This is a genomic window from Filomicrobium sp., assembly GCF_025698805.1.
Classification (GTDB): domain Bacteria; phylum Pseudomonadota; class Alphaproteobacteria; order Rhizobiales; family Hyphomicrobiaceae; genus Filomicrobium; species Filomicrobium insigne.
Genome location: NZ_JAILWT010000004.1, coordinates 531,555 through 545,086 on the forward strand (window position 1 = coordinate 531,555; position 13,532 = coordinate 545,086).

Sequence of the window (13,532 nt, forward strand, 5' to 3'; positions counted from 1 at the left end):
GAAGAATTTCTCGGCGGCGCGTTAAGAATTTTAGTCGGAATTGCGCTTTCCGATCTTCGAAAGCAACTCCGTAAACAGAGTGTCCCACTTTGCCTCGTCTAAATCGACGAGACCCAATGCGCGCAGCATAAACGCGCCTTCTCCTGCCAAAAGGGCCAGTGCCGCCTCTTTGTCATCGGAATCGGCCAAGTCCAGCGGCGAGAGTCGGTCTGTGAACCATTTGCGCGTGGCCGCAATCTGATCGGGGTGCTGCAATTGCGCGATCATCATCACGGCCGAACGGGAATACTCCGCCTCGTCGCTATCGCGCGTGGCTTCCAGATGCGCACGGATCACAGAGCGCGGGGATGTGTCGTCGCCTGCGCGGGCGATAACCTCGCGCTCGAAGTTTGTGCCCCAGCGATCCACCATTGATCGGATCAGATTGTCCCTCGTGCCGAAGCAGTATTGCACGCCGCTCTTGGTGACGCCCGCTTCCTTCGCCACGGAGTCGAAGCTCAGGGCACCTGCACCCAATCGCGTGACGATGGCTTCGGCCGCATCCAAAACCTTGTCCCTGTCAATACTACGGGGGCGTCCGACCATTCCAACCCTTCCCTTTTTGTACGACCGTATTTATATCATGTAAGCGAAATTGCAACCACGCTACTTAAAGGACGCCGCAGATGGCCGACCGCAACCGCTGGCCCGTACTAGCCATCGTCTCCAGCGCCCTTCTTCTGATCGTTATCGACATGACTGTGTTGTATACGGCGCTGCCGACGCTCACGCTCGCGCTTGGCGCGACTGCCAACGAGAAATTGTGGATCGTCAACGCCTATCCTCTAATCGTTGCAGGTCTCTTGCCGGGGCTGGGCACGCTTGGCGACAAGCTCGGTCACAGGCGGATGTTCCTCGCCGGCCTCGTTGTCTTTGGAGCGGCCTCGCTTGGTGCGGCCTTGGCACCGTCTCCCCCGATGCTGATAGCGTGGCGCGTGGTGCTCGCGGTCGGTGCGGCGATGATGATGCCTGCCACGTTATCGATCATACGGCTCACCTTCACGGATGAGAAGGAGCGCGCTTTCGCCATTGGCGTTTGGGCCTCCGTGGCATCGGGCGGAGCCGCACTCGGCCCCGTAGTGGGCGGCCTGCTGCTCGAATACTTCTGGTGGGGGTCTGTCTTCCTCATCAACGTTCCGGTTGTGCTGATAGCTTTGGTAGCTGGCAAGCTGCTGTTACCCGCCAGAGCCGGTGATCCCAGCCGGCATTGGGATTTGTTCGGTTCCGTTCAGGTGATGATCGGGCTCATCGGCGTTGTTTACGCGGTAAAAGAGGCAAGCAGGCAGAGCCCGTCATGGGCTATGGTTGTCGCCAGTGGATTGATTGGCACGGCAGCGCTCGCCCTTTTCGTGCAGCGGCAACGCAGTAGCGCGACACCGCTGATCGACTTTTCCCTGTTCACAAATCCGCGCTTCTCCGCTGGTGTGGCAACGGCGATGATCGCTTCTGCTGTCATTGTCGGCGTCGAACTGGTGTTCAGCCAGCGCCTACAGCTAGTTCTCGAATATTCACCCTTGCAGGCGGGACTTCTCATCTTGCCTATTCCGCTTGCAGCCTTCGTGGCTGGTCCGCTGGCGGGTCTGGTTCTGCCCTATGTCGCGCCGAGCCATATTTTGTCGGGGACGCTAATACTGACTGCCCTTGCCTTGGCCGCGTTTCTCCTTGTCCGCGATCACGAACCAACGATGTGGATTCTGCCGCTCGCGGTCATGGGCTTCGCCATCGGCGCTGCCATGACGGCAGCCTCAAGTGCAATCATGCTCTCTGCCCCGGAGGAGCGAGCAGGGATGGCAGCCTCGGTTGAGGAAGTCTCCTATGAGCTTGGTGGGGCGCTAGGAATTGCGCTTCTCGGCAGCCTGATTTCTTTCCTCTACACCCGCTCGCTCGTCCTTCCCGGCCAGATTGAGATTGCACCCCAAGCACTAGACAGCCTCGACGAAGCACTCATGCTGGCGTCACGCCTTCCGGTGGATGACGCTGTTGAGGTTAGCGCACTAGCGCGCTTGGCGTTCGACCAAGCGTTTACCGGCGTCATCGTCGCAGCGATCCTATGTTTGGCTATTGTCGCGGCGTTCGTGTGGCATACGCGGCCTCAGCGATGACGGAACTCCGACAAAACCCGCATGGTCTTCCTACCCTTTGCCGATGAGCCGGGGCCGATTCCTTTCTCGGCCATCTGGTCGCCGTTCAATCGCAACGCCGCGCTCCGCAACCTGCTCGACCTCGCAGGCAAGTTGACGGACATTGTACAAGGCGACTCTGTATCGGGGCGGAGTTAGTGGCAAAGGCGATTGGAGCTTTAGCCTTACCCCGGCAAGGGGCGAAAAGATTTCACGCGCCAGCGTCGTGGGTATCCGAGCCGATATGACCTTTTTCTCTCGCGCGAGCTTCATACTTTCGGAGGGTGCTTCTAAGCGTTTCGTTAGGATCGAGGCCGCACTCGATGGCAAGTGCATGCACACAAAAAAGCAGATCACCAATTTCCTCGATAAGCGCGGGTGTAACGGAAGGTTTGGCGGCTCCGTAGTTTGACGATTTCAAAACCTCTTTGCAGACCTCACCAAGCTCACTCGACAGGTCAAGAAGCCGATGTTCTGGACTGCAAATGAGGCCGTGACTTTCTAGGAAATGGCCGACATCTGAAATTGTCATGCTGACCTCTCTTTCGATTATATCGGCCGAAAACACTCTCTCGGGATGCAAGATAGCTTGGCGTCGCGGGCAGTCGGAGAGGCAGCTAGATGCTGCCATCCTGCTCACAGATCGGCGAGATAGTTCACGCTCATTTCGGTCTTGCCGGAAGGAACAATCTCCGGCCGGGCTTCGCCCAACTGTTTAAACCCGGCGCGGAGAAGAACTTTCTCAGACGCGGGGTTTTCCTGAACCGTTCTCGCGCGAAGTTTTTTCAGGCGCAGCTTGCGGGCCATGTCCTTGGCCAGCGTAAGCGCGTGGCCTGACACCCTTCGGCCACGATGCTCAGGTGCTACCCAATAGCCAATTTCCGCATCATCTGGCTTGACGTCAAAGATCACCAGACTGCCAAGGAATGAATCTGAACCTGCGTCGGAAATTGTCAGGACGGCCAAGGTTCCATCGCGCAGACCGGCTGCAATCGCCCCTTGGATCATGTCACGAACAACTTGCGGCGTATATTCTTCCAACGGCAAGTGAGCGAAATGCTTGACCAGAGCATCGTTTGTCCCGGCAGCGTAGGCTTCCGCGTCTGCATCCGACATGGCTCTGATCGTCACCACCCCATCCGAGATCGGCAAAACCGCGAGAAAATCTCGATCTGCCGATAAGTCCAGAGCGCCCTTCGGATTGCCCATTCTTGCCTCCGCTGTTGGTTGGATTGATTCAGCCTCGGCGCAACCCATCGCGGGCTTTCGCTGCGCCTAGTGCCAATGCGTAAAGGATCGCCGATCCATTGACTCGAACAGTGTTCGATTGATAGAGTGATGCACTACGATGTGTTTGACTGTCAAGGCTGTCGGAGGGGGTAATGGCGAAAGCCGGATCATCGAAAACGGACCATGGCTCGCCGACGATCTGGCTAAAACCGCCCAAGCGTTCGCGCGACGTTCCGGCACTGACACGAGAGCGCATCGTCCAAGCAGCCATCGAGATTCTCGACTCCGAGGGCCAAAACGGGCTGACCATCCGCAAGCTGGCGGCACGATTGAACGCAGGCGCTACATCACTCTACTGGCATGTTGAGACACGCGATGATGTGCTTGAACTCGCGCTGGATAGTGTTCTCGGGGAGATTCCGCTTCCGACAGAGGCTTTGGAATGGGACAAGGAACTGGTCCGCTTTCTGACAGACTGGCGGCAGACGCTTCTACGGCATCCTTGGTCAACGAGTCTGTTTGGCTTCCGGCCCTTGCTCGGCCCTAATGCCTTGGCTCGATCCGAGCATCTTCGCGCGACCCTCATTAGAACGGGCTTGTCGGAGGTTGAAGTTATCCATGCGGGATATACGCTCTCGAACTTCATGCTCGGATCGCTTGCCACGCAAGTAGCGTGGCAAGCGGGAAATGAATCGGCAACCCGCGCCCGTGTTGCCTCTTTTCTTCGGGAAAATGCGGCCAAGTATCCGTCCCTCTCATCACAGATCGAAGGTGAACCCGACGACTGGGATGAAAGCTTTTCTCGCGGATTGAGCTGGATAATCCGTTCCTTCGCCGCCTTATGAGGTGGCGAGAAGATGCGGCGGCGACATAAAGTATCAATGATCGACCGTCAGTGGGGGACGCCGACCTCACTCGGTTCGCGCATTCCTCTCGCATCGTTGATCCAGACACTTGCCGTCGCCGAATATCTGAACTTCCGCCACGCCGCCAGCGCGCTCGGCGTGGCGCAATCCAGTGTCAGCGCCCGCGTGAAGGCGCTGGAGGAAGACCTTGGCGTCCTCCTGTTCGAGCGTCATGCTCGGGGCGTGCGACTGACCGAAGCCGGACGCCACTTCGTCGAGCGGATAGCTGCCGGCGTCGATCAGCTTGACCATGCGGTGAAGACCGCAAGCATGACGGCGGCCGGGAAATGGGGACGCCTGCGCATCGGCATCCATGCCCTGATCCCCGGCAGCTTCCTTGCCGATCTGATCGCGCAATACCGGGAAGACCATCCCGGCATCGAGGTCGAGATGACCGAAGGAACGGCCCGCGATGCGGTCATGCAGCTTCGCGCCGACCGGCTGGACGTGGCGTTTGTCGCCGGCACGCCCGATCTGCCCGACTGCCATACTCGCCCGATCTGGACCGAACCGCTGGTGGCGGTGCTGCCGGAACAACATCGCCTTGCCGGGCAGTCGGCAATCACATGGACCGATCTGGCCGGCGAGACCTTCCTTGTCCGCTATGGCGGCACTGGCCCGCAGGTTCATGACCATATCGTGCTGCGCCATGCCGGACGCTGGCCCGCGCCGTCGATCCTGCGCTTCGACGTGGAGCGTGGAACAATGCTGTCCATGGTAGGACAGGGCTTCGGCATAACCATCGTCGGCGCGGCCACGGCGCTGCTGCCGACGACCGGAATCGTCTTCCTACCTTTTGGGGATGAACCAGAGCCGGTTGCCTTTACCGCCGTCTGGTCGCCGTTCAATCGCAGCGCCGCGCTCCGCAACCTGCTCAACCTTGCAGGCCGGATGAACCGTTGGGGCGATTCGTCCGGCCAGTTGCGCGACGGCGGCCACTCGGCCGGATAGCGTGAAGGGAATCCGTCCTATTTGCCGCCGATAGTATCCGGCAGCCCTCCAGCAACCGCTTTCCTGTTGCCTATCCCGATTTTGCCTACTCTCTGATTGGCTCCGTCTCTTTTGCCGACTGGAGCCTGCATTGCGCGGAGGCCGAATCCTTTGGGGTCAAATCGCTGTCGTCTTCACCATCGTTCTGGTGATGGTGTGGGCAGCGACGCAATGGACGGCGTTCCGCCTCGGCTTTCAGCCGCAGCTTGGAGCACCATGGTTCGAGCTGGCGGGCCTGCCAGTCCATTACCCCCCGGCCTTCTTCTGGTGGTGGTTTTCGTTCGACGCCTATGCGCCCGCGATCTTCGTCGAGGGCGGTATCATCGCGGTATCGGGCGGTTTCCTCGCTATCGCCGCCGCCATTTTCATGTCGATCATCAGGGCGCGGGAAGCACGCAACGTCGCCACATACGGCTCCGCGCGATGGGCCGAGGATAAGGAAATCCGCGCGGCGGGATTGCTCGGCCCCGATGGCGTCCTGCTCGGCCGATACGACCGGGACTATCTGCGCCATGATGGTCCTGAACATGTCCTATGCTTCGCCCCGACGCGCAGCGGCAAAGGCGTCGGGCTGGTGGTGCCGACGCTGCTGACATGGCCGGGAAGCTGCATCGTCCACGACATAAAGGGCGAGAACTGGACGCTGACAGCGGGCTTTCGCGCGAAGCATGGTCGCGTGCTGCTGTTCGATCCCACGAACGCCAGATCGTCTGCCTACAACCCGCTGCTGGAGGTCCGGCAAGGGGAATGGGAAGTCAGGGACGTTCAGAATATCGCGGATATTCTGGTCGATCCCGAAGGCAGCCTCGACAAGCGCAACCATTGGGAAAAGACTTCCCATTCGCTTCTGGTCGGCGCGATCCTGCATGTTCTCTATGCGGAGAAGGACAAGACCTTGGCGGGCGTCGCCAATTTCCTGTCCGATCCGCGCCGCCCGGTCGAGGCGACCTTGCGCGCCATGATGGACACGCCGCATCTCGGCGAGGCTGGCGTTCATCCCGTCATCGCGTCGTCGGCCCGCGAGCTGCTGAACAAGTCCGAGAACGAACGGTCTGGCGTGCTCTCCACCGCCATGTCGTTTCTCGGCCTCTACCGCGATCCCGTGGTGGCGCGGGTGACGGCACGCTGCGATTGGCGCATTGCCGATCTGGTCGGCAGCCGCCAGCCCGTCACGCTCTATCTGGTCGTGCCGCCATCCGACATAAACCGCACGAAACCGCTCATCCGCCTGATCCTCAACCAGATCGGCAGGCGGTTGACCGAGGACTTGACCAACTCCGGCAAGCGCCATCGCTTGCTGTTGATGCTCGACGAGTTTCCGGCATTGGGCAGGTTGGATTTTTTCGAGTCCGCCTTGGCCTTCATGGCTGGCTACGGCCTCAAGAGCTTTTTGATCGCGCAGAGCCTCAACCAGATCGAGCGTGCCTATGGGCCAAACAACGCGATCCTCGACAACTGCCATGTGCGCGTCAGCTTCGCCACCAACGACGAGCGCACCGCCAAGCGGGTGAGCGATGCGCTCGGCACCGCAACCGAGCTGCGCGATTCCACCAACTATGCCGGGCACAGACTGGCTCCATGGCTCGGGCATTTGATGGTTTCCCGGCAGGAGACGGCCCGGCCGCTGCTCACGCCGGGCGAAATCATGCAGCTTCCGCCCACCGATGAAATCGTCATGGTTGCTGGCACGCCGCCGATCCGCGCGACCAAGGCCCGCTATTTCGAGGATGCACGGTTTCAGGAACGCATCCTGACCCCTCCCGATCTTTCCACAGCACCGTTGGCGCCCAGCCCATCCGCCGATGACTGGTCCGGCCGTGTGGTCGCGGCGGAAAGCCATTCCGCGCCAGCCGCCGGAAACGGAGTCGAGGGCGATCCGGCCAATGCCGGCATCCGCCGCGAGCCGGAATTGCCAAGCCAAGAGGAAATCGTCACACCGCCGCCGTTGCCCGAACAAGAGTTCGAGTTTCTAGACGATGAACAGGACGTTGACTCGGCCAAGGCCCGCGCCATGCGCCAGCGCATGAGGATGGTGGCACGGCAGGTCGCCATGAACCCTGACGACGGCATCGAGCTTTGAGGACACGCCCATGACCACACGCACCCGCCTGAATATCTATTTCGACCCCGCGCTCATTCCGCAGATCGAGGCGATGGCGCTGCGTCGCTCGGTGGCGTTGCGCCGCAATGTCTCGAAATCCGCCATCGTGGAGGCGGCGGTCATGTCCTACCTGTCCGGCGATGCCGACGACCAGCTCGAAGCTGCCATGTCGCGCCGCCTGGACAAGCTCGGCCGCCAGATCGACACGCTCGACCTGGACCTCGCCGTCCTCGGCGAGACGGTCGCGCAGTTCATCCATTTCTGGATGACCATCACGCCGCCGCTTACGGGAGCCGCACAATCCGCTGCCCGCGCCAAAGGCGCGCAGCGGTTCGAGGGCTTCATGCAAACCCTCGGCCGGCGGCTCGCGACAGGCGACAGGTTCTTGAAAGAGCTGTCGCGGGACGCGCCAGGAGAGGCGTCACAGGACAGTCAAACTGACTAGACCCGAAATAACTCTTTTGCTTTGAACTCCTACAGGACCCTTGCAGCCCAATCGCTTGGCCTTGCCACTAGATTGGCAACTTTGTCGACGAGGAGATCGCAGGTCAGATCGAAACCGAACTCATCGGTGCGAACAACGATATCGCTAAAATGGCGGTTGCCATACCCTTGGACAAGCATCTCAGATGCTCTGGAAAGCTCTTCTGGGTTCAGAATACGGGCGCGCCGAGAGATATGCACGAGATCGGCGGTCAAGCTGATGCAATGGAAAGCTATCCCACGCCGCCGGAATGTCTCTCTGTAGAAAACCCAGTTAGTGCACCTGAGTGGGTAGGCCACGATGACTGCTGGATGGCTTTGAAGCTGTTCCTCGCAGGCGGTGACAATCCGGCGGCTTGTTTGCAAACTGGAGCGAAGCCAAGGCCCGGGCGCAGAATAATCATCGCCGTCGATGAAGCCGACGTTCAACCGCTCAGACACGGCCCGACCCAATGTTGTTTTTCCGACCCCAATCGGGCCTTCGAAGGCGACGATAGACCACGGCATTCTGTATACTTCTCTGTTGGCGGAACAATGTTCGATTATCATTCAGACACTGCGTAGTAGCAACACGCGACTATCCTATTTACCGCCGATAGCCGCCGATCACCGCACCGAGCTAGATACTTGTTGAATAGGCCAGATTTCAGGCTCTTTTAATCGATCCCGATACGGGGACCTCAGTTGCGCCCCGCCAGAAGCCGGGGCCGACATGACCACCAACCACCACAGACCAGAAGCGATCCAGCGTGGCGCGCGCATGTTGCGCACCGCGCTCGGCCCCGCAATCACCCGGCTGCTCGAAGACCCGGCCGTGGTCGAGGTGATGCTAAACCCGGACGGTCGGTTGTGGATCGACCGTCTGTCCGAAGGATTGTCCGACACAGGCGAGCGCCTGTCCGCCGCCGATGGCGAACGCATCGTGCGGCTGGTCGCGCATCATGTTGGCGCGGAGGTTCACATCCGCAGCCCGCGCGTCTCGGCGGAGTTGCCCGAGAGCGGCGAGCGGTTCGAGGGCCTGCTGCCACCCATCGTCGCAGCGCCGGCCTTCGCCATCCGCAAGCCCGCCGTCGCGGTGTTCACGCTCGACGACTATGTGGCGGCGGGCATCATGTCCGCCGATCAGGCCGCGACGTTACGCGCTGCCGTTGCATCCCGCGCTAATATCCTGGTCGCGGGCGGCACCAGCACCGGCAAGACCACGCTGACCAATGCGCTGCTCGCTGAGGTGGCGAAGACGGCGGATCGCGTCGTCATCATCGAGGACACCCGCGAACTGCAATGCGCCGCGCCCAATCTTGTGGCGATGCGGACAAAAGACGGCGTGGCGACGCTTTCCGATCTGGTCCGTTCCTCGCTGCGCCTGCGCCCGGATCGCATCCCCATCGGCGAGGTGCGCGGCCCCGAAGCCCTCGATCTTCTGAAAGCGTGGGGCACAGGGCATCCGGGCGGGATCGGCACCATCCATGCCGGCACCGGCATCGGCGCGCTGCGCCGGCTTGAACAGCTCATTCAAGAGGCTGTCGTCACCGTCCCGCGCGCGCTGATCGCCGAGACCATCAACCTTGTTACCGTCCTTTCCGGGCGCGGTTCCGCGCGCCGGCTGGCCGAACTCGCCCGCGTCGAGGGGCTGGGGCCGGACGGCGACTACCGCATCACGCATCCCAGCCCTTTGGCAATCCCCACCAGCACAGGAGAATCTTCATGATCCGCACGATTTCGCGCGGCTATCGCTTCGCCGCGACGGCCGCATCCACCCTTCTCATCAGCTTCATGCTTGCCCCGGCCGCCCATGCGTCCGGTTCGTCGATGCCGTGGGAAGCGCCGCTCCAAAGCATCCTCCAGTCCATCGAGGGGCCGGTCGCCAAGATCATCGCCGTCATCATCATCATCGTGACCGGCCTGACTTTGGCCTTCGGCGATACGGGCGGCGGCTTCCGCAAGCTGATCCAGATCGTATTCGGTCTGTCCATCGCCTTCGCGGCGTCGAGCTTCTTCCTGTCGTTCTTCTCGTTCGGCGGCGGGGCGCTAATCTGATGGCGGGCGGCTTCGAACAACTCGACGCGGTGCCGGGATTTTCTGTCCCGGTCCATCGGGCATTGACCGAGCATATCCTGCTCGGCGGCGCACCACGCGCCATCGCGATTCTGAACGGCACGCTGGCCGGGGCCGTGGGTCTCGGCCTGCGCCTTTGGCTGGTCGGCCTCGCCGTATGGGCCATCGGCCATTTCGCGGCGGTATGGGCGGCAAAACGCGATCCCCAATTCGTCGAGGTCGGGCGGCGGCATCTCCGCATCCCGGCTTTTCTGTCGGTGTGAGGGCGCAGCCATGATGAACCTCACTGAATACCGCCGCACCGCCGCCCGCCTCTCTGATTATCTGCCATGGGCCGCATTGGTTGGTTCGGGCGTCGTCTTGAACAAGGACGGCAGCTTTCAGAGGACGACGAAGTTTCGCGGTCCCGATCTGGATTCCGCTGTCGCCGCCGAGCTGGTCGCCGTCGCCGGCCGCATCAACAACGCCCTGCGCCGTCTCGGCTCTGGCTGGAGCATCTTCGTCGAGGCGCAACGCAGCGACGCCGCGACCTATCCCGACAGCATGTTTCCCGATGCCGCATCCGCGCTGGTCGATGCAGAAAGGAAAGCCGGGTTCGAGGAAGCGGGCGTGCATTTCGTGTCCGGCTACTTCCTGACCTTCCTCTGGCTGCCGCCGGCCGAGGAAGCCGCCCGCGCGGAAACATGGCTCTATGAGGGCCGCGAAAAAACCGGCGTGGACCCGTGGGAACTGCTGCGCGGCTTCATCGACCGCACCGACCGCGTGCTGGCCTTGCTCGACGGCTTCATGCCCGAATGCCGTTGGATGGATGACGGCGCGACGCTGACCTATCTTCATTCCACTATCTCGACCAACCGGCATCGGGTTCGCGTGCCCGAGGTGCCGATGCACCTCGACGCGCTGCTTGCCGACCAGCCATTGACCGGCGGGCTGGAGCCACGCCTTGGCGATGCACACCTGCGCATCCTGACCATCGTCGGTTTCCCGACCGCGACGACGCCGGGCCTGCTGGACGAGATGAACCGGCTGCCGTTCCCCTACAGGTGGAGCACGCGCGCGATCCTGCTCGACAAGACCGATGCGACCCGGCTGCTGACCCGCATCCGTCGCCAATGGTTCGCCAAGCGCAAGAGCGTCGCGGCGATCTTGAAAGAGGTCATGACGAACGAGGCGTCCGCCCTTGTGGACACCGACGCGGCCAACAAGGCGCTCGACGCCGACATGGCGTTGCAGGAGCTTGGGGCGGACGTGGCGGGCATGGCCTATGTTACGGCCACCGTCACCGTTTGGGATGCCGACCCGCGCGTGGCGCAAGAGAAGCTGCGCCTGGTCGAGAAGATCGTTCAGGGCCGCGACTTCACCGCCATGCCCGAGAGCGTCAACGCGGTTGACGCATGGCTCGGCTCGCTGCCGGGCCATGCCTACGCAAACGTGCGGCAGCCGCCCATCAGCACTTTGAATCTCGCCCACATGATCCCGCTTTCGGCGGTGTGGGCGGGGCCGGAACGGGACGAGCATTTCGATGCACCACCCTTGCTCTTTGGAAAGACCGAAGGCTCAACCCCGTTCCGGCTAAGTCTCCATGTCGGCGACGTAGGGCACACCCTTGTCGTCGGCCCCACAGGCGCGGGAAAATCCGTGCTGCTGGCGCTCATGGCCTTGCAGTTCCGGCGCTATGCGGGATCGCAGGTTTTCGCTTTCGACTTCGGCGGTTCGATCCGCGCCGCCGCGCTCGGCATGGGGGGCGACTGGCACGACCTCGGCGGCGGGCTGACAGAAGGGGACGAGGCGTCCGTCTCGCTCCAGCCGCTTGCCCGCATCCACGATACCTATGAACGCGCATGGGCGGCGGACTGGATTGCGGCCATCCTCATGCGCGAGGGGCTGGCGATCACGCCCGAGGTCAAGGAACACCTTTGGACGGCGCTGACTTCGCTCGCTTCCGCGCCGGTCGAAGAACGCACCATCACCGGCCTTGCGGTGCTGCTGCAATCCAACGATCTGAAACAGGCGCTCCGTCCGTTCTGCGTCGGCGGTGCCTATGGCCGACTGCTCGACGCCGAGACAGAGCATTTGGGATCGGCGGACGTGCAGGTGTTCGAGATCGAGGGCCTTGTCGGGACCGGCGCGGCCCCGGCCGTGCTCGCCTATCTGTTCCATCGGATCGGCGACCGGCTCGACGGTCGCCCCACGCTGCTCATCATCGACGAGGGTTGGCTTGCGCTGGACGACGAAGGGTTTGCCGGCCAGCTCCGCGAATGGCTGAAAACGCTGCGCAAGAAAAACGCCAGCGTCATCTTCGCCACGCAAAGCCTCAGCGACATTGACGGCAGCAACATTGCGCCGGCCATCATCGAGAGTTGCCCGACGCGACTCTTGCTGCCGAACGAGCGGGCCATCGAGCCGCAGATCACGGCCATCTACCGCCGCTTCGGCCTCAATGAGCGCCAGATCGAAATCCTCGCACGGGCCACGCCCAAGCGGGATTATTACTGCCAGTCGCGGAGCGGCAATCGTCTGTTCGAGCTTGGCCTGTCCGAAGTCGGCCTCGCGCTCTGCGCCGCATCGGCCAAATCCGACCAGACGCTCATTGCACAAATCATCGCCGAACACGGCCGCGACGGCTTCCTCGCCGCATGGCTGCGCGAGCGCGGCGTCGATTGGGCCGCCGAACTGATCCCGAACCTCACCAATCTCATCCCCCAGCCTGAAAAGGAGTCCACACAATGATTATCCGTTTCCCAACCCCTCGTGCCGCTCTAATCGCGGCGGCGGTTCTCGCCGTGCCAGTCGCGCTTTCGCCCATGTTGGCAGGCCCGGCCCATGCGCAATTCGGCTTCGGCCGGATCGTCTATGACCCGACCAACTATGCGCAAAACCTGCTTACCGCCGCGCGCACGCTCGAACAGATCAACAACCAGATTCAGAGCCTCCAGAACGAGGCGCAGATGCTCATCAATCAGGCCCGCAACCTTGCGAGCCTGCCGCATTCGTCGCTTCAGCAGCTCCAGCAAAGCGTCCAGCGCACGCAGCAGCTTCTCGGGCAGGCACAGAACATCGCCTTCGAGGTCGGCCAGATCGACCAAGCGTTCCAGAAGCAATACGGCAATGTCTCGCTTTCGGCGACCGACGCCCAGCTTGTCGCCGATGCGCGCAGCCGGTGGGAGAACACGGTCGGCGGCTTGCAGGACGCCATGCGCGTTCAGGCGGGCGCGGTCGGCAATATCGACAGCAACCGCGCCGAGATGGCCGCGCTGGTCGGCCAGAGTCAGGGCGCGACCGGGGCGCTGCAAGCCACGCAGGCCGGCAACCAGCTTCTTGCGCTTCAGTCGCAGCAGCTTTCCGACCTGATCGCGCTCATCTCGGCGAACGGGCGGGCCGACGCGCTGACCGAGGCCGAGCGCGCGACCGCCGCCGAACAGGGCCGCATCCAGCGCGAGCGGTTTCTGACACCCGGCACCGGCTACCAGCCCGGCAACGCTCAGATGTTCAACAACGGCAACAACTGACCGGGAGGCTCGCCATGGACGGCAAGATGCTGGCCCGGCTCGGGGCCGTGGTGTTCGTTGCGATTGCCTTGACAGTGACCGCAATCGACATGGCGCGGAA

General features: G+C 62.1%; 14 protein-coding genes and 1 pseudogene. 11 read left to right on the forward strand and 4 right to left on the reverse strand.

The genetic code is table 11. The features are described from left to right. Positions 1-30 precede the first annotated feature (30 nt). Complete coding sequence (locus K5845_RS13420; RefSeq protein ID WP_287959196.1) at positions 31-585, reverse strand: TetR/AcrR family transcriptional regulator; 555 nt, start codon at positions 583-585, stop codon at positions 31-33. A gap of 80 nt (positions 586-665) precedes the next feature. Here K5845_RS13420 and K5845_RS13425 point away from each other — a divergent pair, with 80 nt between their 5' ends. Beyond that, positions 666-2,141, forward strand: a complete 1,476-nt coding sequence (locus K5845_RS13425; protein WP_287959197.1) for an MFS transporter — start codon at positions 666-668, stop codon at positions 2,139-2,141. Between the two features lie 229 nt (positions 2,142-2,370). Here K5845_RS13425 and K5845_RS13435 read toward each other — a convergent pair whose 3' ends face one another. Then, positions 2,371-2,691, reverse strand: coding sequence for a MazG-like family protein (locus K5845_RS13435; RefSeq protein ID WP_287959198.1), 321 nt, complete (start codon positions 2,689-2,691; stop codon positions 2,371-2,373). A gap of 104 nt (positions 2,692-2,795) precedes the next feature. Continuing rightward, positions 2,796-3,368, reverse strand: a complete 573-nt coding sequence (locus tag K5845_RS13440; RefSeq protein ID WP_287959199.1) for a GNAT family N-acetyltransferase — start codon at positions 3,366-3,368, stop codon at positions 2,796-2,798. 173 nt (positions 3,369-3,541) lie between these two features. Here K5845_RS13440 and K5845_RS13445 point away from each other — a divergent pair, with 173 nt between their 5' ends. The 4 genes from K5845_RS13445 to K5845_RS13460 all read left to right on the forward strand — a co-directional run bounded on the left by K5845_RS13445 (position 3,542) and on the right by K5845_RS13460 (position 7,830). After that, complete coding sequence (locus K5845_RS13445) at positions 3,542-4,234, forward strand: TetR/AcrR family transcriptional regulator C-terminal domain-containing protein (protein ID WP_287959200.1); 693 nt, start codon at positions 3,542-3,544, stop codon at positions 4,232-4,234. A 36-nt stretch (positions 4,235-4,270) separates the two neighbouring features. Continuing rightward, a complete protein-coding gene (locus K5845_RS13450) occupies positions 4,271-5,245 on the forward strand; it encodes a LysR family transcriptional regulator (protein WP_287959201.1) in 975 nt (324 codons plus the stop codon). Positions 5,246-5,375: 130 nt separating this feature from the next. After that, the gene (locus tag K5845_RS13455) at positions 5,376-7,364 is read left to right on the forward strand and encodes a conjugal transfer protein TraG (RefSeq protein WP_287959202.1); all 1,989 of its coding nucleotides are present in this window, start codon (positions 5,376-5,378) and stop codon (positions 7,362-7,364) included. Positions 7,365-7,374: 10 nt separating this feature from the next. After that, the gene (locus K5845_RS13460) at positions 7,375-7,830 is read left to right on the forward strand and encodes a CopG family transcriptional regulator (protein WP_287959203.1); all 456 of its coding nucleotides are present in this window, start codon (positions 7,375-7,377) and stop codon (positions 7,828-7,830) included. A 29-nt stretch (positions 7,831-7,859) separates the two neighbouring features. Here K5845_RS13460 and K5845_RS13465 read toward each other — a convergent pair whose 3' ends face one another. After that, complete coding sequence (locus K5845_RS13465) at positions 7,860-8,375, reverse strand: shikimate kinase (protein WP_287959204.1); 516 nt, start codon at positions 8,373-8,375, stop codon at positions 7,860-7,862. A gap of 205 nt (positions 8,376-8,580) precedes the next feature. Between K5845_RS13465 and trbB the strand changes: the two genes are divergently transcribed. From trbB to K5845_RS13495, 6 genes and pseudogenes are all read left to right on the forward strand, one after another. Then, positions 8,581-9,576, forward strand: coding sequence for a P-type conjugative transfer ATPase TrbB (gene trbB / locus K5845_RS13470; protein ID WP_287959205.1), 996 nt, complete (start codon positions 8,581-8,583; stop codon positions 9,574-9,576). Beyond that, positions 9,573-9,905: a TrbC/VirB2 family type IV secretion system protein gene (locus K5845_RS13475; protein ID WP_287959206.1), complete on the forward strand. Its 333-nt coding sequence runs from the start codon at positions 9,573-9,575 to the stop codon at positions 9,903-9,905. Before trbB ends, K5845_RS13475 begins: the two co-directional genes overlap by 4 nt. Beyond that, positions 9,905-10,186, forward strand: a complete 282-nt coding sequence (locus K5845_RS13480; protein ID WP_287959207.1) for a VirB3 family type IV secretion system protein — start codon at positions 9,905-9,907, stop codon at positions 10,184-10,186. The genes K5845_RS13475 and K5845_RS13480 overlap by 1 nt, the downstream gene beginning before the upstream one ends. 10 nt (positions 10,187-10,196) lie before the next feature. Beyond that, on the forward strand, positions 10,197-12,653 hold the full coding sequence (gene trbE, locus K5845_RS13485; RefSeq protein WP_287959208.1) for a conjugal transfer protein TrbE: 2,457 nt from the start codon (positions 10,197-10,199) through the stop codon (positions 12,651-12,653). Next, entirely contained in the window at positions 12,650-13,432 is a 783-nt protein-coding gene (gene trbJ, locus K5845_RS13490; RefSeq protein ID WP_287959209.1) for a P-type conjugative transfer protein TrbJ, read from the forward strand. The genes trbE and trbJ overlap by 4 nt, the downstream gene beginning before the upstream one ends. A gap of 14 nt (positions 13,433-13,446) precedes the next feature. Then, positions 13,447-13,532, forward strand: a pseudogene (locus K5845_RS13495) (putative entry exclusion protein TrbK-alt); the annotation flags it as partial.

Excerpts from the sequence above, each read along its gene's own strand:
- K5845_RS13420 (WP_287959196.1), bottom strand. The coding sequence starts at position 585 with ATGGTCGGACGCCCCCGTAGTATTGACAGGGACAAGGTTTTGGATGCG.
- K5845_RS13425 (WP_287959197.1), top strand. The coding sequence starts at position 666 with ATGGCCGACCGCAACCGCTGGCCCGTACTAGCCATCGTCTCCAGCGCC.
- K5845_RS13435 (WP_287959198.1), bottom strand. The coding sequence starts at position 2,691 with ATGACAATTTCAGATGTCGGCCATTTCCTAGAAAGTCACGGCCTCATT.
- K5845_RS13440 (WP_287959199.1), bottom strand. The coding sequence starts at position 3,368 with ATGGGCAATCCGAAGGGCGCTCTGGACTTATCGGCAGATCGAGATTTT.
- K5845_RS13445 (WP_287959200.1), top strand. The coding sequence starts at position 3,542 with ATGGCGAAAGCCGGATCATCGAAAACGGACCATGGCTCGCCGACGATC.
- K5845_RS13450 (WP_287959201.1), top strand. The coding sequence starts at position 4,271 with ATGATCGACCGTCAGTGGGGGACGCCGACCTCACTCGGTTCGCGCATT.
- K5845_RS13460 (WP_287959203.1), top strand. The coding sequence starts at position 7,375 with ATGACCACACGCACCCGCCTGAATATCTATTTCGACCCCGCGCTCATT.
- K5845_RS13465 (WP_287959204.1), bottom strand. The coding sequence starts at position 8,375 with ATGCCGTGGTCTATCGTCGCCTTCGAAGGCCCGATTGGGGTCGGAAAA.
- trbB (WP_287959205.1), top strand. The coding sequence starts at position 8,581 with ATGACCACCAACCACCACAGACCAGAAGCGATCCAGCGTGGCGCGCGC.
- K5845_RS13475 (WP_287959206.1), top strand. The coding sequence starts at position 9,573 with ATGATCCGCACGATTTCGCGCGGCTATCGCTTCGCCGCGACGGCCGCA.
- K5845_RS13480 (WP_287959207.1), top strand. The coding sequence starts at position 9,905 with ATGGCGGGCGGCTTCGAACAACTCGACGCGGTGCCGGGATTTTCTGTC.
- trbE (WP_287959208.1), top strand. The coding sequence starts at position 10,197 with ATGATGAACCTCACTGAATACCGCCGCACCGCCGCCCGCCTCTCTGAT.
- trbJ (WP_287959209.1), top strand. The coding sequence starts at position 12,650 with ATGATTATCCGTTTCCCAACCCCTCGTGCCGCTCTAATCGCGGCGGCG.